The organism is Bartonella refiksaydamii (assembly GCF_902652675.1).
Taxonomy (GTDB): Bacteria; Pseudomonadota; Alphaproteobacteria; order Rhizobiales; family Rhizobiaceae; genus Bartonella; species Bartonella refiksaydamii.
On the sequence record NZ_LR736290.1, the window covers coordinates 68,000 to 88,643 of the forward strand.

Sequence of the window (20,644 nt, forward strand, 5' to 3'; positions counted from 1 at the left end):
TCAAGAACTATACGCCATATCATGAAAGAGTTTAATTTTTAGGATAAAGAAATGATGCGTGATCAGTGTGATACCCTTAGCCTTACGTCAGAATTAAGAGATGCGGCTGTTCAATCGAGAGCTTGGCCATTTGAAGAAGCACGTAAAATTATAAAGCGATATGAAAAAACAGGTTATCCACAGAGTGTAATATTTGAAACTGGTTATGGACCTTCTGGTTTACCGCATATTGGAACCTTCGGGGAGGTAGCACGTACAACCATGGTGCGTCATGCTTTCCATATTCTCACGGAGAATAAAGTTAAAACAAAACTGCTTTGTTTTTCTGATGATATGGATGGTTTGCGTAAAGTACCTGATAATGTACCTGATCGAGAAAAGATGGAAAGTTATCTTGGTCAACCGCTCAGCCGCGTACCGGATCCTTTTGGCAATAGTTATCCTTCTTTTGGAGCAGCGAATAACGCACGTTTGCGCGCTTTTCTTGATCGTTTTAGTTTTGACTATGAATTTGCGAGTGCCACGGACTATTATAGTTCTGGTCGTTTTGATGAAACACTTTTAAAAATACTTATCTGTTACGACAAGGTAATGGCAATTATCCTCCCAACATTGGGTGAAGAACGGCGAGCTACCTATTCTCTCTTTTTACCTATTTCTCCTTTTTCTGGAAAAGTATTACAAGTGCCGATGGTTTCCCGTAATGTTGAGAAAGGAACAGTCACCTATATTGAGCCTGAAACTGGAGAAGCCATTGAAACGGAGGTCACAGGTGGCAAGGTTAAATGCCAGTGGAAGGTGGATTGGGCAATGCGTTGGAAAGCGCTTGGGGTTGATTATGAAATGGCGGGTAAAGATCTTATTGATTCTACCAATCTTTCCTCTAAAATTTGCAAAGTGCTTGGTGGAAATCCACCAGAAGGATTTAATTATGAGCTCTTTTTGGATGATAAGGGACAGAAAATTTCCAAATCCAAGGGAAATGGTTTAACCATTGATGAGTGGTTAACCTATGCACCAACAGAAAGTTTGGGGCTTTACATGTTTTCAAAGCCCAAAACAGCAAAACGACTTTATTTTGATGTTATTCCGAAAGCCGTTGATGAGTATTATGCACATCTTTCAGCCTATGGTCGTCAAAAATGGCAAGAGCGGCTTAATAACCCCGTATGGCATATCCATAGTGGTTGCCCTCCGCTGATTGATTTGCCTGTATCCTTTGCGATGCTCTTAAATTTAGTTAGTGCTTCAAATGCGGAGAATAAAGAGGTCCTTTGGGGTTTTATTTCTCGCTATGCTAAAGGAGCCAATGCACAAGCTTATCCAGAACTTGACCAGTTAGTGCAATTTGCCATTAAATATTTTGATGTCTTTGTCAAACCAAACAAAAAGTTTCGAACACCAGATAAGGATGAACGCACAACATTAGAGCAAATTGATGCAAAATTAGCTAGTTTACCAGAAAATGCTGATGGCAACATTCTTCAAAATGCGCTTCTTGATGTTGCACGTTTAACGGAGCGTTATCAAGACCATAACAAAAAAAGCCCTGAAGGAGGTCCAGGTGTTTCAAATATTTTTTTTCAAATGCTCTATGAAGTCCTTTTAGGGCAAGAACGAGGACCACGATTAGGATCATTTATTGCACTGTATGGGATTAATGAAATGCGCACACTGATTGCTGAAGCGCTTGCACGGCCTACGGGGGAATAATGGAACAGAGAGTGCAAGAGATAAAACGGCGGCGTACATTTGCGATTATTGCTCATCCTGATGCGGGCAAGACAACACTGACAGAAAAACTTTTATTATTTGGTGGAGCGATTCAACTTGCCGGTGAAGTAAAGGCGAAAAAAGATCGTATTCAAACCCGTTCCGATTGGATGAATATTGAACGTGATCGTGGTATTTCGGTTGTGACCTCAGTGATGACATTTGAATATCAAGACCATATATTTAATTTGTTAGATACTCCAGGTCATGAGGACTTTGCCGATGATACGTACCGTACTCTTACGGCAGTTGACAGTGCTATTATGGTGCTTGATGGTGCACGCGGAATTGAACCGAGAACACTGAAATTATTTGAAGTGTGTCGGATGCGGGATATACCTATTATTACTTTTGTCAATAAAATGGATCGTGAAGCGCGCGACCCTATAGAACTTTTAGATGAAATTGAAGAGAAACTTGCACTTGATACCGCACCAATAACGTGGCCCATTGGTATAGGTAAAGATTTTGTTGGAACATTTGACCTTCATCATGACCGTTTTCGAAAAAAAGATGATGAGGTTACGCAACAGACGGTTTCGGGACCTAACGAAGTTGCAAATTTGCTTCCTGAAAATCAACGCTTGTCTTTTATCGAAGGAGTAGACCTTGCTCGAAGTGCTTGCAAAAATTTTGATCTGCAAGCTTTCCGTGAAGGACATATGACACCGGTTTATTTTGGTTCGGCTTTAAGAAATTTTGGTGTTCGTGATTTGATCAATGCGTTCATTGATTTTGGTCCAAGTCCTCGTAATCAGTTAGCAGATCAACGCAATGTCATAGCGACAGAACCCAAAATGACAGGGTTTGTCTTTAAAATTCAGGCTAATATGGACCCTCATCATCGTGATCGTATTGCATTTTTGCGGGTGTGTTCAGGGACACTTGAGCGTGGTATGAAGACAAAGTTGGTACGGACTGGAAAGCCAATGACACTGTCAGCACCTCAATTTTTCTTTGCCCGCTCACGTCAAATTGCTGATAAAGCTTATGCTGGTGATATAGTTGGTCTTCCAAACCATGGAACGCTGCGGATTGGTGATACCTTGACGGAAGGTGAAGAGATTCTTTTTAAAGGTGTACCCAATTTTGCACCGGAAATTTTACGTCGTGTTTGTTTGGGTGATCCGATGAAAGCAAAAAAGCTCAAAGAAGCTTTACAGCAAATGGCTGAAGAAGGTGTTGTGCAATTATTTATTCCTGATGATGGGTCACCTGCTCTTGTTGGGGTCATTGGTGCTTTGCAAATTGATGTTTTAACGGAACGACTTAAGGTAGAATATTCTTTACCGGTGAGCTTTGAATCAGCGCGTTTTAATGTATGTCGTTGGATTTCAGCAGAAACGAAAGATGATCTGCAAAAATTTCTTACCAATAATCGCTCTGCGATTGCGTATGATTTGGATGGTGATCCAGTTTTTTTGGCAGAAAATCATTTTTCATTGAATTATGAAGCAGAACGAGCGCCGAAAATAAAATTTGCAACTTTTAAAGATTATCAAATACGCTCTGAATAAACAAAAGCTTCTGTTATGATAGAAGCAGTTATTTTTTTAACAAACCAAACACAAAGGAGAGATAAAACCTCTCTCCTTTGAAAAAAGTTACTATAAATGGGCTTAACGAAGACCATCTTTAATCCATTCAGAAACACGCCCTTTAGAAGCAGCGCCAACCATATTCGATGAGACATTTCCATTTTTAAACATCAATAGGGTAGGAATCGACCGTACTCCGTATTGGGTCGCCAATTCTGGATTTTCATCAATATTTATTTTGGCAATTTTTATCTGATCTTGCATTTCTGTTGAAATTTCATCCAAAATCGGAGCAATCATTTTGCAGGGACCACACCATTCTGCCCAAAAATCAACTACAACAGGGATGGAAGAGGTGAGAACTTCACTTTCAAAATTGCTCTTATCAATTTTTATACAGGTCATTATTTTATCCTTTATATCCATTTCTATACATTGGTATAATGGCACTTCATATCAAGTTATTGCAAAGATAAATTATAAGAGAAGTTCCTTAGCTTATAAGGCAATTTCATCAAGAAGTGCATCGAGTTTTTCCGGAGGAAGTTTGAAAATTTTTGCTTCTTTACTGTAAACAAGAAGAGCTTGGATTTCTTTATCGAGATGAATAGCTTGCAGCAATTTTCGGTAAAGAGCCATTTGTAGTAAATAATGTGGGGCGATAGCAGCTTCGTTTTCTGGTGGGATTCCTGTTTTAAAATCAGCAAAGATAATGCTATTTTTTGTGATGCATAGGCGGTCAATTTGACCAGAAATTGCCTGTTCTTTTCCACGGATTTTGACAGTGCCCATTAAGGACACTTCAGCATGTGAATTGTCAGAAAAGAGGGGCTTGAGATACGAATGATTTAAAATTTTCCAAACATGACAAAGTGCTTTTTCTTTTTGGGACTCCTGCCAATGAGAGGCTTTGGTGTTGAGATAGTGTTGGGCACAATCTCGACGTTTTTCGGGAGGGCAATTGGGCAAATATTGCAACAATCGGTGAACAATATTACCATATTCAATGAAAAAAGCTCTGTTGGTATTTGTTTCTCCTAAGACAGGCGAGATGCTAAGATATTTTGAATTGGGAGAAATCTCGGTATCAGCCTCAATGGAAAGACTAGCAACAGAGGGCCTCAGCGGTTTTGGTAACACCGGTTCAGCTGGTACTTTATGGGAGAAAAAATCTGGTAGAGGTGGAAGTGCTTGGCACTCAGCACAAGAGACTTCTTGGTTTATTGGGGCAGAAGAAGAATCTGTGATGCAATAACGCCAAGCTGCAATATCTTCTGCAGGACCTTTGATGGGAACTGCATGCGGTTTGAGAGCTTTCTTTACCAATTGTAGCCACGTATGAGGGGTGTTTCTCTCACTACTATACCCGCAAACAAACAACCGATCTTCCGCGCGTGTCATTCCTACATAGAGAAGGCGCCTATATTCCTCTTCTGCACGCTGTTTTAAGCGCGAGATTGCCTGTTTAGAGAGCATTGTATCAAATTCTGCATTAGGACGCCAGATAAAAGCTTGTTGGTCGCTTAAATGTGCATTGTTCAAGGGAACTTTAAGCAAGTGAGGTGCATGCTGGGGATGCCAGATTGCACTACCAGGATCAACCAGAAACACAACGGCAGCTTCCAGTCCTTTTGCAGCATGAACAGTCATGATACGAATTTCTTCATGGTTTTGGTCAAACTCACGTTTAATTTCTGGTTCACTTATACTTAATGTCTCCAAAAAAGCTTGTAATCCTGGTAAACCCGTTTTTTGAATCGTAAGTGTGTAATCCATAAAAGCATCAAGTACATCATTTGCTTCCGATCCTAAGCGCGCTAGAATCTTTTGTCGTCCTTTATCATTATTTAAGATATGGCTATAGAATTCGAAAACTGGTATTTTATCCACTAAGGTACGATATTTACTCAAGTTTTCGAAAGCATCTTTAAAAGGGATATGCGATGACGCTTGTTTACAAAGGCTTTGCCAAAGGGAACCTGTACGGTGAGCGGCAAGTTGATAAAGTTCCTCTTCGCTAAGCGCAAAGAGTGGACTTTTTAAAACACAAGCAAGAGATAAATCATCTTGTGGTTGCAAAACAAAACGTGCAAGTGCCATTAAATCACGTACACTCATATGTTTTGTAAGCTGTAAACGGTCAGCGCCAGCGACAGGAATGTTGCGTTGTTTAAGGGCACGAGAAAGCGCTAAGGCAAACTGATCACGCTTACGAACCAAGACCATAATATCACTTGCACGCAATAAACGCCCCTTTGCTGGAAGCATTTCTCCATTGTGTAACCAGCCTGCAATCGTTTCAGCAATTTTTTCTGCTAAACGTACTGCGGGTGTGTCTAACTGATCAACAGTTGCATGCCAATCATCAGGAAATTCGTTTGTTTCTTTGGAAATGGCATCCCATAGAATAACTTCACCTGGGCTATGAACACGAATAGCTTCGTGTACCGTTTTTGTATTTTCTGCTGAAAGTCCCTTGTAATTTTCTGGTGTTTCAAAGACAAGATCAACGCTTTTAAGGACATCGGCTGTGGAGCGAAAAGAATAATTCAGTTGTATTTTTTCAAATTTCTGCTTCGCGTGTTCTGCTTTTTTTTGAATCATTTTGCCATTTGCAGCAAAATTTTCTGGAGCAGCGCCCTGAAAAGAATAGATAGATTGTTTTTCATCTCCAACAGCAAAAAGAGTACGTATGTTTGTGCGTTGACTATAACCTGTGAAAAATTCTTGCGCTAAAAGTTGAATAATTTTCCATTGTTCAGGGTTGGTATCTTGTGCTTCATCAAGCAAAATGTGATCAAGACCATTATCAAGTTTATAGTGCACCCATTGGCTTGCACCTTTACGCTGTAACAAATGGAGCGTGCGTTCAATGAGATCATCAAAATCTAAGAAACCATTGGCTTTTTTTAAATTTGCATAAATTTTGAGATACATGGCACAAAGCTGAAAAGCAGCCATATTAAGTGTAACAATTTTTAAGCATTGATATTTTTCTAAAAGAACAGAAAGTTTGCTTTGTTTATCTTCAAGCATTTGTTGAACAAAGTGCCAAATTTCATCTGATTTTTTACGAGATAAACGTGAAAAACTACGGGGATCATTTTTCGTTGTAAAATAGATATCGGAAATAATGTTGATAATGGTTGTATCATCATGGGCTTCTGCTAATTGGGAAAATTTCGCGATCATATCCTTGATGTGTTGGTTGCCATAAGTTTGGCAATGTGTAAGAGCATAAAGAGGCAGGCAAGCAGTCTGTTGAATTTTTTTCAGCAACCATTTGTTTGTTTCATCGGGTGCTAAATTAAACAGTGCACGCAATTTTTCTTCTCCATTTTCAGACAGAAGAGAAGACAAAAAACCAGATAGTTTATGTTGCTTTTCAGTTGCTTCATACAACAATTGGTTAAAAGTGTGTTCACTGATAACCGTAAGCAGCTGTTTCAAAGCGGGTTGTGCACCATTATGCTTTAAAAGTTGGCAGCGGGCTTCTTGTAGTAATTTTTTGCGGTTGACATCATCTATGAGTTCGAAATGTCCAGCAATATTGGCTTCCAGCATAAATTGATGCAAGAGAGATTCGCAAAACGCATGAATAGTTTGTATTTTCAAGCCACCAGGTGTTTCTAGGGCACGAGCAAAGAGTTGACGTGCATAGGTTATTTTTGTTGCATTGATAGGTTTGTTTTCAAGCTGCGATAAGATTTCTTTAAGCTGTACATCATCGCATTCATTCCAGCTAGAGAGTGTACGAAAAATCCGCGATTGCATAACAGCGGCGGCAGCTCTCGTATAAGTGAGGCATAAAATACGTGCTGGAGGAGTACCGTTTAAAAGCAAACGAATAACGCGCTCGGTTAGAACATGAGTTTTTCCAGAGCCTGCATTTGCAGAAACCCACACATTTGTTTTTGGGTGTGTTGCCGTTGCTTGTGCATCAAGAGCTGCCTCAGGAATAGAAAAAAGAGTCATGACTGATCCCCTTTGTGAAATCCATTTGACCATTCCCATAAGCGTGCCAGATGGTCATAGTCACTTTCATATTGTTTTATCATGGGGACTGCGTGCGAAAGATAGCCTTGTTGTGGATTTTTATAATACTCTATTAATGCGATAAGATGTTCCCATGCTTTTTCACCGAGACTAATGATACTTTGGTGCTCTTTTTCCCCTTTTTTTGAAAAGATTGATTTAGGTGTTATTTCACCTTTTCCATTGAGGGGGATGTAAAATAGATTTGAGGGGGTAAGATTTTGAAAATCTGTAAAGGCTCCTTTCATTAACAAAGCTGTTTCCAGTGCTAATTGTGGAAATAATAAATCACGAACTTGTTTTGATGAGGGTGGTGTAGTGGTTTTAAAATCAATAATTTCAACCGTTTTGTTTGGCAATACATCAATACGATCAGCGCGTCCTGAAAGGGTTACGCCTGTTGTATCTATGGGTATTTTTTGCGATACCACTTCAGCATATCGTTCTCGAGGTTCCAAACTTCGTTCCCATTGGAGAATGAAAGGAGCAAGATTTTCAAAATTTGTCCACCAGATTGTTTCAACATCGGCAGGCAAATTAAGTTTATCAAATTCTTTACGTCCAAGAGTTAGGAGGACATCTAATGCATTTGCAGCTTTTGGATTTTTTATTTGTGTGCAAAAAGCAGCAAGAATAGCGTGATAAAGCGTTCCGCGTTCAGCTGCGCAAGGGTCATAGGTGAGTGCTTTAAGCGGTTTGAGATGCAAGATTTTTTTTGCGTAAATGGCGTAAGGATCATAGCGCAACGTTGCTATTTCGGTAACAGAAAAATGACGTGGACGCATCTTAAGGGGTGGTACAGGGCAAGGACGTGTCGCACAAGCAACCATGTTTGTATTGTCAAGCATTTTTGCCCAATGGAGCACCTTTTCACCCCGTGCACGGATTTGTTTCCAGACTTGTTTTCCTATGACAGTTTCTAAGCGTTGTAGCCAGCGTGAAGGGAGTGAAGGAACATGATTAACCCGTAGTGCTCGGCTCATCACTACTTTATTCATTCCCATGGCCCATTGAAAATCATGTGCAGAAAGCCCAATATGCTGTTCTGGTGGTTCAAGAGTTAACATCATTTTCATTGGCCGCGATAAAAAAGCATCATTATGGGTTGTTATAGGCCATGATCCTTCATTGAGACCACCGATGACCACTGTATCAACCGTTTGCAGACGTGATTCCAAAGTGCCCCAGATGAATAAGCGTGGATGTCCCCCAGGGGAAGGTGTGACCGAGCGGGTTGCTATAAGCGCTGAAAACATAGCGGGCCATTCGCAAAGATGAAATTTTAGTCCTGATTGATCACTCACCAATTCACGCAAAAAAGTTGATAATGCTTGTCCCGCTTCATGTTGATAAAGATGAGCAAGAGAATCGTTTTCATCACGCCCAAAATTTTCAAAAACTTCAACAGTCGCTATTGCGGCTTCATTGATGCTGCATTCCTTCTCCTGTTCCATGAGAGATGCTAAAGGTTCAACGGCTTTAACCAAAAGCTGACAAAGCAGATGTGCTTCTTCACTCTTTTGTTGATCAAGAGTGCAGTCATCAGAAGTATTCTTGGAACGTGTTTTTATCCATTTTTCAATAAATTGGTCACATTTGCGAAGATGAATACGTCCAGTACTGCCTCGAAGAACAAAGAGTTCAAAATTTTCTGCCATTTCGCGTAAGCGATGACGATTTTGTTTGAGTGTTATAAGTGGATGTTTGAGAAGAGAAAGAAAAGCAATTGGATCACTAGGCTGAAACACATTTTCTAAAATAAGCCGTAACAGAGTTGAAGGTAGCGTTTGTGCTAATGGTATTTCTCCTGAATCATTTGCTTCAATTCCAAATCGCTGTAATTCAACGGAGACACGACGTGCTAAATTACGATCATTTGTAATAAGAGCTGCGTTTTTTTGAGGTTCTTCAATGGCATTGCGTAAAGCAACAGCAATAGCAAGAGCTTCTTCTCGCTCGTTTATAGTTTCAATGAAGGACCAATTTGCACAAAGATTTTCATAATCATCGCGGACAATTTGTACCCATCGATCTGTTGTAGAGGCTGGTCGGAGGGCTTCTGATAAAAGAGCCGTACGTTTTTTCGTTATTGCACTTTGTTGACCGATTTCGCGAACATGAGTGCGATGACATTTCATGAGAGAGAGAAGTTTTTTTAAATGATATTGAGGATGGCTAAAAGCATTCGTTTCATAATCGGAAAAATCACAAGTTGTTTTTTCTTTATTGATTGTATCTAATGCTTTCCATTGTTCTTCATCCATATGAAAATCAAGCCCAGGAAGAACAACAGCACCTTTGGGCAGAGAGGCAATTACCCTTAAAAGATGAGAAACAGCAGGAATGGACCCTGAAACACCAGCTGCAAGTATAGGTTTATTAGGTTTTGTGTGGTGTAAAGTTTCGGCGTGCATTTTGAGTGCTTGATTACGCCATTCAGCTGGATTACTTCGTTGTCTCTCCTGTAAGATTTGCGGCCAGCTTTGTGTGACAATAGTAAGGAAATCGAGAGTTATTTGCCACCATTCGGCTACCATATCAGGAGCAATATCTTTAAGTTTTGACCAATCTGCTGATTCTGTTTCAATTTCATCCATCAAATGTGCTAAATCTTGAGCAAGCCAAATTGAATCAGCAGTACGAGCAGGAATAAGCACGTCTTCTGCCTCAAACATAGCACGCAAATGAGCAGGTAAATTTTCACGCCAAAGACGAATAAGGCGTGCTAAAAGCAGAAGGCGTTCACTTTCTCCAATCGGAAGATTTAGGGTACAGGTATAGTTTTCAACAAAAAAGAAACTATCTCCATCTAGATCTCCTAGAGCGCGTATGGTAGGCAAGAAGGTTGATTGTGTAGCACTTCCTTCAACAAAGGCTGTACGTAAAGCGCGCGCAGCACGGCGTGTCGGTACGTAAATAAGAGTATCAGCAAGAGCAGCCTGAATATCTCCATTTGGTGCAAAGTTATCAATAAGAACACCAGAGAGCAGGGCATCAACAAAATGTGGTAAAAAAGCAGTTCCTGAAGAAATAGAAAAAACACGCGGTTTATAGGTCATATGGTCTCATTTTGGATAGTAAACATTCCATTTTATTGATTTTTTGATTGTTCATACTGTATACAATTTTTATGCAGGGAAAAACTAAAAAGCTACGCTTGTGCGGTAGATTTTTTAATTTAAATTAAGCAGCCAGTTAAGTAGATAATATCTGTTAATTCTCATCAAAGATTTGGAAAAAGAGAATAGTCGCGGGCATATACTTATCCTCACTTTCTTTAACAAAAGTAAATTGCTTGTATGAAGAGTATTTTGAAAAAGTCAATGTGTGAAATTCTATTATGCTTTTGAAATGAGCCCCATTTCTTGATAAAAACTTTGTAAAGGTGCAAGCATTGGGTGTGAGAGATTGCGGGCAAGATAATCCTGCAAATGGGGCAGGTGTTTAAGATAAGATGATTTTCCATCTCGTTGGTGGAGACGTACAAAAAGTCCTAAAATTCTTGAAACTCGTTGAACGCCTGCAAAAGCGTAAAGCTTACGTAATTCATCTTCATTAAAAGGTCGTGATGCTTGATGACGTGCATTACAATAGGCATCAAGAATTTTCGCTTCGAGTGTTGGTGGAATAAACAGGCGTGCGTCTTGTGCTAAAGAGACAAGATCATAGGCTGTTGAACCGATTAAGCCATCTTGAAAATCAATCAGACCAATACGGGAAAATCCCTCTTTATGTGCGCGCCAAAGAATATTAGGGGAATGGTAATCACGCATGACAAAGGTGTTTTCTCCTTTGGTGAGACTAACGAGATAGGGCTGCCAACACGCAAAAAAGGCTTTACGCTGTTCTTGATCCAAGGTTTTTTGTGTTTGGAAGGGAAAATACCAGTCTAGCAATAAGGAGAGTTCTGTTTTTAGTGCTTGACAATCATAAGAGGGAATTTGAAGCGAAAATGTTGCAAATTGCTTTTCAGAAGGCCATGATTTTTGGTGAAAGGTAGCCAGTAATTCACTACAGGCGATATAACGTTCTTCCAAAGGATTGCCAGTTTGATCTAAAATCCTTGCACGCCCCAAATCTTCTAGAATCAAAAGCCCTTTTTCAAAATCTTCAACAAAGATATGGGGAGCAGAAAATCCATTGTCCAAAATTAGTTGATTAATTCCTATAAATTGACGGATGTCTTTTGCAAGGCGTGTCATTGTTACGTAAGAGAGATCTGTATTTTGTTCCATTTGCATGATTGGCGCATTCATAAGAACTTCTTGATAGTTTCCATCATCCAAAAGTTCATAGGTGCGAGCAGAGGCATCTCCAGCTAAAAAACGGCGATGAACATGACTACGGTTATGGGCTTTTAAAAATGTGCGAATTGCAAAAGATCTCTGTAGACGCTCAATAGAATGTTGTGCTGATTTAAGAATCACACGACGCCCACAGCCTTCATGCTGTAAAGTAATTGCAAAGGTAGCAGGACTTAAAATATCAGCCCCTTTTTCTGGCCATTCAATGAGTAAAATTCTTTGTTCACGTTCTTCATGAAGTCCTAATTCATCAATTTCTTCTTCCATAGAAAGACGATAAAGATCAACATGAAGAACATCAAATTGTGAAAGCTGATAGCTTTGAACAAGAGTGAAAGTAGGACTTGGAACATCTAGAGTATTGTCGTTGGCAAGTGTATGAATGATTTCTCGTGCGATGGTTGATTTTCCTGTTCCAAGATCACCTTGCAGCGTTACAATATCACCTAGCTTTAAAGCGAGGGCTAGATCTTGCGCGAAAAACTTGGTTGCTTCTTCATTTTCAAGAAAAAAATTAAAATGCATTGTGAGTTCCATAAAATGAACGAGAAAAAATTATGTAATGATAAAGAACGAGATTAAAAAACTTCGTCTCCTTTAGGAATTGGAAAAAAACATTTAACCGTTGTTCCTTGTCCCGTTCCTGTGAGAATTTCAACGTGACCACCATGGAGTTCAACAAAGCTTTTGACAAGGGAAAGTCCAAGACCTGCTCCTGCACGTCCACCATGATGTGAATAAGAAGAAAAACGTTTGAAAATGCGATCAAGAATATCTTCAGGAATATCAGATCCCTCATTGTGGACACTAAAGACGACGTTATTATCTTGTTCATCAACACAAAATTCAATTGTGCTTGCTTCTGCTGCGAAATTAATCGCGTTACTCAGAACATTAACAAAGATTTGATGCAAACGTGTGGCATCAGCAAAAATAAAATTTAAAGAGGGAGAAATTTGTTGTAGAAGTGTAATATGGCGTCCGTTAAGGCGCTCTTCTACACGTGCTACTGCGTGTATCATAGCATTGGCAATATTAACCGGCTGTATGTCCAACTCCATGATACCAGCATCAAGGGTTGCAAGATCAAGAATATCATTAACAATATTCAAAAGAGTGCCTGATTCTGAATGAATGTGCCCAAGATATTCTTTTTGACGTTCATTGATAGAGCCAAAAATTTGATCACGTAAAATATCGGAAAACCCTATAATATTGGTAAGAGGTGTGCGTAATTCATAGGAAACATGTTGGACAAATTCATTACGCAAACGATCAGCACTTTCTAAGGCTTCATTTTTTTCTTGAAGAGCACGTGCAACATGGACGGTGTCCGTAACATTAACGAAAGTGAGCATCGTTTGCCCATTGGGGAGAGGGACCAATGTGTAGTCAATAATCATTTCATTTTTGAGATCCATACGACCTGAATATGTGTCACGTTTTTCAGCAAAACCTGTAATAAATTTGGCAAATTGATCCCACTCTGACCCCGTGCATAGAGCAGAACAATGGCTTTGTAATTGTGTGATATGGGTACCTTCTACCGATAAATTATAGGGAAGAGACCATAATTTAGACAAAGCTGGATTCGATAAACGCAGACGCCCATCAGTGCCAAAAACCACGACTCCTTCTGAAAGTTTATCAAGTGTTTCGCCTTGTATTTTAATGAGTGTGTTATAGCGTCGTTCAAGATTAATTTTTTCTGTGAGATTTTCGTAAAGCCAAGTGACGCCTCCTTGTGGATGAGGACTGGAAATAACACATACCGTGCGCCCGTCAGGAAGATTCCAAATTTGTTGATTCGATTCTGTTTGCCGATAGGCTTTAAAAAGTTCTTCTTTCCACGCGCGCCAATCAGGATGTTCCGCAAGGAGTCCTTTTTCACGCAAGCGTTCAAGAAGCAATGTATGGCTTGGTTTACTTTCTAGAAAAGAACTCTCCAACGGCCATAAAATTTTAAAAGCCTGATTACAAAATTTTAATTTTTGATTTGTATCAAAAATGGCTACAGCTGTTGAGATTTGATCAAGTGTCTCACAATGGCTTTGAAGAACGCGCCTCAGTTCATTGGCAAGATTTTCATATGCGCTGTCATCACGGGCAAAAGCTGCCATTCCTTCTTCTGTTGTAATCCGTGTGAGGTAAAAACAGTGCCGTTCCCCATCAATGACGGTATGAACGTGCTCTTGAAAAATTGTTTCTATTTCATCTGTTTTAGGTTGTGTTGTTTCATTAAAAAGATCAATGACTTCATTGTTGCTTTCTCTAAAGCTTGTCATTTCTTTAAAGGCGCGATTGATAAAGCAAACCTTCCCCTCACAATCTCGTATCCATACAGGTTCTTGTATACGATCAAGAAGATTGCGCTGCATTCTCAGTTCGGTGAGAATTGTGGCTATATCTTTCTGTAAACGAGCATTTTCGCTCTGTTGTGTTGAAATATCTTGAAAGCGTGCAATGGCTGCTGTTCCGGCGATTATCCCTGTAACTTGTAACAGCATATTGTTTGTGGTGGTGATGAAAAGTTCAAAAGGGTGAGAGTTGTAACGTAATTGCGTTAATGCGTAGTCAAGTTCTCGGCTTGAGTTTTCTTCAAGCCATAAGTTAAAATGCTGAAAGTCTTTCTGATGAATTCCTGCTTTTTGTAATACGGGAATATTACCAACTACACGGGGTGAAGCCGTTGGATTTTCCCAAATAAGAAGAGATTGTCCAGTTTCTTCTAAAAGCCACTCATAATATCGAAGTTTTTCAGAACAGTCTGCTTGAAATACCTTCAAAGGCTTTTGTGAAGCTTTTTTTACGCGCATAATAATAGCCATACACATAAGGAGTGAGGCACAAGAAATTCCTCCGCAGAGCGCTAAAAGAAGCCATGGTCCATCTGGCAAAGTGAAGGTAGGTGGTAGATGCATTTCCAATGACAGAGCAACAGCGCACGTTGGAGAAAAAAGGAAAAAAAAGCAAAAGAGATGAGTACAGATTCGGATCATTTTTTGAGCTTTTTCTTTGGGGGTAATATCACCAAAGTTGAGCACGGTGCGTTTTCCTTTTTTCTTTTAACTGAGGGAAACGTTTTAATAACGGTAATGATTTGGTTTATAGGGTCCTTGTGGTGTGACTCCAATATAAGCGGCCTGTTCTTCTGATAAAACGCTTAATTTTATCCCTAACCGATCAAGGTGAAGACGCGCAACTTTTTCATCAAGGTGCTTTGGCAAAACAGCTACTTCATTTTTGTAATGTTCTGAACGGGTAAAGAGTTCAATTTGCGCTAAAACTTGATTGGTAAATGAAGCTGACATGACAAAAGAAGGATGTCCAGTAGCATTACCGAGGTTAAGTAAACGCCCCTCAGAGAGCAAAATAATGCGTTTCCCATCAGGAAAAGTGATCATATCAACTTGTGGCTTAATATTCATCCATGGCAAATTTCTAAGAGCTGCTACTTGGATTTCGTTATCAAAATGGCCAATGTTTCCAAGGATGCACATATCTTTAACTTGTCGCATATGATCTAATCGTACAATATCTTTATTGCCCGTTGTTGTGATGATAATATCAGCACTGGAGGCGGCATCATCTAAGTTAACAACTTCATAGCCATCCATAGCTGCTTGAAGGGCGCAGATGGGATCAATTTCTGTTACTTTAACGCGAGCACCAGCACCTGAAAGAGAGGCTGCTGAACCTTTACCCACATCACCATAACCACAGACAATGGCAATCTTACCAGCTATCATAACGTCTGTTGCACGTCGAATGCCGTCTACTAGTGATTCTTTACATCCATATTTATTATCAAATTTTGATTTAGTGACACTATCATTGACGTTAATGGCTGGGAAAGGCAAAAGCCCTTCATTTTGCAATTGATAAAGGCGTTGTACACCCGTTGTTGTTTCTTCGCTTACACCTTTGATTGCTGCACGTTGGCGTATGAAAAATCCTGGTGTAGCATCTATACGTTTTTGGATTTGTTTGAAAAAAATCCCCTCTTCTTCTGTTTTTGGGTGAGATAGAATATCTTTATTTTCTTCTGCACAGCATCCCATCAAAATATAGTGTGTAGCATCAGATCCATCATCTAAGATAAGATTGGAGGGATTGCCATCAGGCCATTGGAAAATTGCATCTATATAAGTCCAATATTCTTCCAGTGTTTCACCTTTAACTGCGAAAACGGGAGTACCTGTGGCTGCAATAGCCGCTGCTGCGTGGTCTTGCGTGGAAAAAATATTGCTAGAACTCCAGCGTATATCGGCACCGATCGCTTTTAATGTCTCAATCAAAACAGCTGTTTGAATTGTCATGTGCAATGAACCAGAAATACGTGCTCCACACAAAGGCTGGCTAGAAGAAAATTCTTCACGGCAAGCCATTAAACCAGGCATTTCAGTTTCAGCAATATCAAGTTCTTTACGCCCATAGGCAGCAAGTGCGATATCTTTGACAACATAATCTAGAGTTGCCATTCGTTATTCCTTTAAAATCAGTTTTTGCAAGACGGTAGGAGAAATTAAAAAAAAATGCAAGTGAAGTGAATAGAAAGGTTTTTTTTACTTAGAAAAAATTTTTAAATTCTCAGAAATTTTATACAATAAACACGCTTTATTTATTGCGCAATACTGATACCAGCAGGCTACAAAAAGCACATGCAAGGTTTTCTTAATGAACAAAATTTATCGATATTCGTTCATTTTTAAACTGTTAAGAGGATAAGGTGACAAAGAGAACAGCTATCAGATTCGGCATTCTGAAAAAAAAGAGAGACATATCTATTTTTTCAATATAGCTGTACTCTCTTTTGCGGAGTAAGAAATTAATTCAGATGTGAAAAATATATACACTCATGAAGAATAGCATGTCGTTGTGCTGTTCATTCGCGTATTTGTTTTAAAGAAACATATCTCATTGCTCTTGATTTCATTTTTTAGCACTACCCATAATGGTATAATGCAAAATGCATTGGATATCATCTCTTTTAACTTATACTTGTAAAATAACAAGCCAGAACTATTATCATATTTTTGACTTCCTCTGTCGCATTTGCTCCTGTATTAAGGCGGTTTTATAGCGTGCATATTTAGTCTTGGCTTTTTCTTGTTATGTATACAAGTGAGTGTTTTTTCTGATTCAGAAAGCGATGATTCGAGAAAATATTAATTATCTTCGGTGTACACATTTCAGTATAGAAAAACAATAAATTATCATTATAAATCAATATATTAAATAATTTTAGGCATATACACTAAGCTGGAAAATTTTTGGAAAATTGGCCATGTGGACGAAATCGCCAGAGATAACTAGGTAAGAGTGCAGCCATTGCTCTGGGGACAATTCCTACTCCCTCTAAAGTGTATCCGTTTTCTATCGCTGCTTGAGAGACAACATTATCTATTTGTAGAAAACGTATTTGATCGGCCGTTAACAATGTGGGCACGAAGGGTAATTTACCGATAATTCCCAAAAGATTTCCAATCAACAGTCCGGTAAAAAGAGGCATGGGTAGAGTTGTCTTTTTGCGATGAATAATTTTAAATATACTTTCAAGGACATTTTGGAATGTCATAATTTGTGGGCCACCAAGATCATAGATTTTTCCAAAGGTAACATGCTCCTCTAAAGCGCGTACAACAAATTCCGCGATATCACCTACATACACGGGTTGCAATTTACTTTGTCCACCACCAAAAAGGGGCATGATTGGTAAAAAACGTGATAAGTCTGCTAAGGTATTAAAGAAACAATCCTCTGGTCCAAAGATAACAGATGGGCGCATAATAATCGCTTGAGGATGCTTATTTTGAACGATTTGTTCACCTATAAATTTGACACGTGCATAAAGACATGAAGCACGTTGATTGGCAACAAGTGTTGACATGTAAATAAGTGGAATGCCGGCTTTTGCTGCTAATTCAGAAACATTTTGCGTACCTTCAGTTTGTATTTTTTGAAAGTTTGACTGATTTGTTTGCGCTAAGCTACCAGGAAGAAACACTGCACCATCTGCTCCAAGCAATGCGCGTGCAACAGAGGCGCGATGCTTGATATCGGTTTTAAGCATTTGGGTTTGTCCCACTTCTCCTATTTGGAGCATGTAATAAGCTTTTTGCGGACAACGAACAGCAATGCGAACGCGATAACCCCGCTTGGTTAAAGTTTCAACAACATGCCGCCCCACAAATCCAGAGCCGCCGAAAACAGTAATAAGTTTAGGATGTTGATAAAGTGCAAAATCAAGTTGCATGATTAAAAGGTCAATCTTTCAAAGCTCTATGAATAATCAACTCCTAACATGGTGGTGTTTTGTTGTCACGTAAAATATCGCCGGCAAGGTAAAGGGAACCACCAATAAAGACAATTGCATCTTTATGCTCTGAATTAATTTTATGTAAGACATCTTGTAGATGAGCTTGAGGGGTAGCAAAAAGTCCTACTTTCCGTGCAGATTCAGCTAAAATCGTTGGACAAATACTAGCGTTGTTGTCAGTTAATGGGATCGTATAGACTTTATCTACGAGTTTTGCTAGAGGACGGAAATAACCTACAGCGTCTTTAGTATTGAGCATACCAGCAATCATAATGAGAGGACGATTTGTTTTTTTTCTCCATTGAGTAAACTCTGCCGCAACAACTTTTCCAGCAGCGGGATTATGACCACCATCTAACCATACATCAATATTAGGGGACAGCTGATCAACCAAGTTGCCATGGGTGAGATGTTGCATCCGTGCTGGCCAGTAAATATTTTGCAAAGCATGGTTTATTGCTTGTTCTGAAAGTTGAAAACCTGCTTGATACACTGCTTTAAGAGAGGCACCCGTATTAGCAATTTGGTGAGCTCCGATAAGGTTAGGAAGTGGTAGATCCATAAGACCTTGACTATTTTGAAATACCATACGTCCATATTCTGTGTAGCTTTGATAATCTTGATCAAACAGGAAATAAGGTGCTTTATTTTTATCCGCAAGGGTTGTTAAAAGTGAAAGCGTTTCATCATGATCTTGCTTACCGATAACCACTGGAACAGCTGGTTTGATAATTCCCCCTTTTTGAAAAGCGATTTGTGCAATTGTCTTTCCAAGAAAAGCCTCATGATCATAGTCAATGGGCATAATAAGAGATACGGCTGGTTTATTAATCACATTTGTAGCATCAAAACGCCCTCCTAACCCAACTTCTAGAATCACTACATCAGCTGGATATGTGCTAAATAACATAAAGGCAGCTGCTGTAAAAATTTCAAAAACAGTAATCGGTTTGTCACGATTCACTTTTATAACTTCACGAAGTGTCTCAGCCAATTGGGTCTCTGCGACAAGTTGTCCACCTCCTATTTGGCCTAGCCGACAGCGTTCATTCCAGTTTACCAGATGAGGTGAACTATAGACATGAACGCGGTAGCCTGCGCTTTCCAGAAGAGCGCGACAAATAGCTGAAGCAGATCCTTTGCCATTTGTACCAGCAATGTGAATAACAGGTGCAAGCTTTAAATGTGGATTACCGAGACGTTCTAAAAGGTGAAGAATACGTTCTAAAGAAAGATCAAATTTTTTTGGATAGTTTTTCAGTAAATCGTCTACCATCCTTTGTACTTGGCTTTTCTCCATGCACTTAAGCTACTTTTGTTGTAGAAACCGATATTTGAGAATTTGTTGAGGATGGATTGGAAGGGTTAACAGCAGCAGGATATTTCATCATCAAGCGTAGAAGGCGTGCAATGGTCGCTTTCATTTCTAAACGCGATACAACCATATCGATCATGCCATGTTCGAGCAGATATTCACTGCTTTGAAAACCTTCTGGTAAGGTTTCACGTATGGTTTGTTGAATGACACGTGGTCCCGCAAAACCGATCATAGCACCGGGTTCGGCAATGTGAATATCACCAAGCATGGCATAAGAAGCAGTAACACCACCGGTGGTTGGATTAGTAAGAATCACAATATAGGGGAGTTTTGCATCTTTCATCATTTCAATGGCTACGGTTGTACGAGGCATTTGCATCAATGAAAGTGTTCCTTCTTGCATGCGTGCACCACCAGAAGCAGCAAAAAGAACTAAAGGGCGTTTTTCAGCAATCGCGGTATCAAAAGCTTTTATGATAGCTTCCCCTGAAGCCATGCCAAGAGAACCACCCATAAAGGCGAAGTCCTGAACGGTCGCTACAATCGGTAAGCCCTCTATAGTTCCTCGTGCACTTAAAATATTGTCATCAACACCAAGTTTAGAACGATAATCTTTTAACCGGTCAATATAGCGTTTTTCATCGCGAAACTTTAAAGGGTCTGTTACAACTTTTGGATTTTCAAGAGGCGTATAAACGCCATCATCAAAAAAATGCATGAGACGATTTTTAGCGCTGATGCGCATATGATATCCAGAAGTAGGAACTACATATTGGTTCACTTCCAGATCTTTATGGAAGACCATTTCGCCACTGATAGGATCTTTAATCCATAGATTCTCTGGAATTTCACGGCGCCCCAATATAGAGTTAATTTTAGGACGAACATAATTTGTAATCCAGTTCATCTTTATAGCCTCTCTTCTTAAACATTATGCACTTTTTGCACGATTTGAAAAATATAGGACTTCAGTAGTCAGACTCGTTTTGCCATCTGAATAAACAAATCTATTTAATACTTTTACCAGTATACGTATAGCTCTAACTTGATTGTCTTTTAATTTTTTATTCCAATATCACAGGTAATTATTTGCATGAAGAGTACTCCTTACAAAAAGCCTCTCAACAGATTTATAACTTACACTATTTGTTTGTTTGCTTTGATATCAAAATCCACTTTCTCTATAGGTCTGCGAATCCTTCATTTGCTTCTGATGAAAACCAATATTCGATTAACCGTTAATCCAAGTGCCTGGAAGCAAAGAAACCTTATAATAGAATACCAATAAGGCTATAATAACCCATAAAAACAAACGAATACGATAATGTGTATGTTAACAAATACCAGCACCTGAGAA

The 20,644-nt window shown here is 39.3% G+C and carries 11 protein-coding genes; 2 read left to right on the top strand and 9 right to left on the bottom strand.

Translation table 11 applies throughout. From position 1 onward, the window contains the following. Positions 1-51: 51 nt before the first annotated feature. Together GQO39_RS01315 and GQO39_RS01320 are read left to right on the top strand one after the other, a co-directional pair. The gene (locus GQO39_RS01315; protein WP_156850620.1) at positions 52-1,713 is read left to right on the top strand and encodes a lysine--tRNA ligase; all 1,662 of its coding nucleotides are present in this window, start codon (positions 52-54) and stop codon (positions 1,711-1,713) included. After that, positions 1,713-3,290: a peptide chain release factor 3 gene (locus GQO39_RS01320; RefSeq protein ID WP_156850621.1), complete on the top strand. Its 1,578-nt coding sequence runs from the start codon at positions 1,713-1,715 to the stop codon at positions 3,288-3,290. Before GQO39_RS01315 ends, GQO39_RS01320 begins: the two co-directional genes overlap by 1 nt. Before the next feature lie 102 nt (positions 3,291-3,392). Here the strand turns inward: GQO39_RS01320 and trxA are convergent, their stop codons facing one another. The 9 genes from trxA to accD all read right to left on the bottom strand — a co-directional run bounded on the left by trxA (position 3,393) and on the right by accD (position 20,194). Further along, positions 3,393-3,716, bottom strand: coding sequence for a thioredoxin (gene trxA / locus GQO39_RS01325; protein WP_156850622.1), 324 nt, complete (start codon positions 3,714-3,716; stop codon positions 3,393-3,395). Between the two features lie 93 nt (positions 3,717-3,809). After that, positions 3,810-7,286: a double-strand break repair helicase AddA gene (addA, locus tag GQO39_RS01330; protein ID WP_156850623.1), complete on the bottom strand. Its 3,477-nt coding sequence runs from the start codon at positions 7,284-7,286 to the stop codon at positions 3,810-3,812. Continuing rightward, on the bottom strand, positions 7,283-10,405 hold the full coding sequence (gene addB, locus GQO39_RS01335; RefSeq protein ID WP_156850624.1) for a double-strand break repair protein AddB: 3,123 nt from the start codon (positions 10,403-10,405) through the stop codon (positions 7,283-7,285). Before addB ends, addA begins: the two co-directional genes overlap by 4 nt. Positions 10,406-10,684: 279 nt before the next feature. Further along, positions 10,685-12,175, bottom strand: a complete 1,491-nt coding sequence (gene tsaE, locus GQO39_RS01340) for a tRNA (adenosine(37)-N6)-threonylcarbamoyltransferase complex ATPase subunit type 1 TsaE (RefSeq protein ID WP_156850625.1) — start codon at positions 12,173-12,175, stop codon at positions 10,685-10,687. 53 nt (positions 12,176-12,228) lie between these two features. Then, complete coding sequence (locus GQO39_RS01345; protein WP_156850626.1) at positions 12,229-14,694, bottom strand: sensor histidine kinase; 2,466 nt, start codon at positions 14,692-14,694, stop codon at positions 12,229-12,231. Between the two features lie 39 nt (positions 14,695-14,733). Then, on the bottom strand, positions 14,734-16,131 hold the full coding sequence (ahcY, locus tag GQO39_RS01350) for an adenosylhomocysteinase (protein ID WP_156850627.1): 1,398 nt from the start codon (positions 16,129-16,131) through the stop codon (positions 14,734-14,736). A gap of 776 nt (positions 16,132-16,907) precedes the next feature. Continuing rightward, a complete protein-coding gene (locus GQO39_RS01355) occupies positions 16,908-17,906 on the bottom strand; it encodes a complex I NDUFA9 subunit family protein (RefSeq protein WP_156850628.1) in 999 nt (332 codons plus the stop codon). Between the two features lie 43 nt (positions 17,907-17,949). After that, on the bottom strand, positions 17,950-19,269 hold the full coding sequence (locus GQO39_RS01360; protein WP_007552272.1) for a bifunctional folylpolyglutamate synthase/dihydrofolate synthase: 1,320 nt from the start codon (positions 19,267-19,269) through the stop codon (positions 17,950-17,952). A 4-nt stretch (positions 19,270-19,273) separates the two neighbouring features. Further along, a complete protein-coding gene (gene accD / locus GQO39_RS01365; RefSeq protein WP_156850629.1) occupies positions 19,274-20,194 on the bottom strand; it encodes an acetyl-CoA carboxylase, carboxyltransferase subunit beta in 921 nt (306 codons plus the stop codon). Positions 20,195-20,644: the final 450 nt, after the last annotated feature.

Coding starts and splice junctions, on each gene's coding strand:
- GQO39_RS01355 (WP_156850628.1), bottom strand. CDS start 17,906: ATGCAACTTGATTTTGCACTTTATCAACATCCTAAACTTATTACTGTT.
- addA (WP_156850623.1), bottom strand. CDS start 7,286: ATGACTCTTTTTTCTATTCCTGAGGCAGCTCTTGATGCACAAGCAACG.
- GQO39_RS01320 (WP_156850621.1), top strand. CDS start 1,713: ATGGAACAGAGAGTGCAAGAGATAAAACGGCGGCGTACATTTGCGATT.
- GQO39_RS01360 (WP_007552272.1), bottom strand. CDS start 19,269: ATGGAGAAAAGCCAAGTACAAAGGATGGTAGACGATTTACTGAAAAAC.
- trxA (WP_156850622.1), bottom strand. CDS start 3,716: ATGACCTGTATAAAAATTGATAAGAGCAATTTTGAAAGTGAAGTTCTC.
- tsaE (WP_156850625.1), bottom strand. CDS start 12,175: ATGCATTTTAATTTTTTTCTTGAAAATGAAGAAGCAACCAAGTTTTTC.
- ahcY (WP_156850627.1), bottom strand. CDS start 16,131: ATGGCAACTCTAGATTATGTTGTCAAAGATATCGCACTTGCTGCCTAT.
- accD (WP_156850629.1), bottom strand. CDS start 20,194: ATGAACTGGATTACAAATTATGTTCGTCCTAAAATTAACTCTATATTG.
- addB (WP_156850624.1), bottom strand. CDS start 10,405: ATGACCTATAAACCGCGTGTTTTTTCTATTTCTTCAGGAACTGCTTTT.
- GQO39_RS01315 (WP_156850620.1), top strand. CDS start 52: ATGATGCGTGATCAGTGTGATACCCTTAGCCTTACGTCAGAATTAAGA.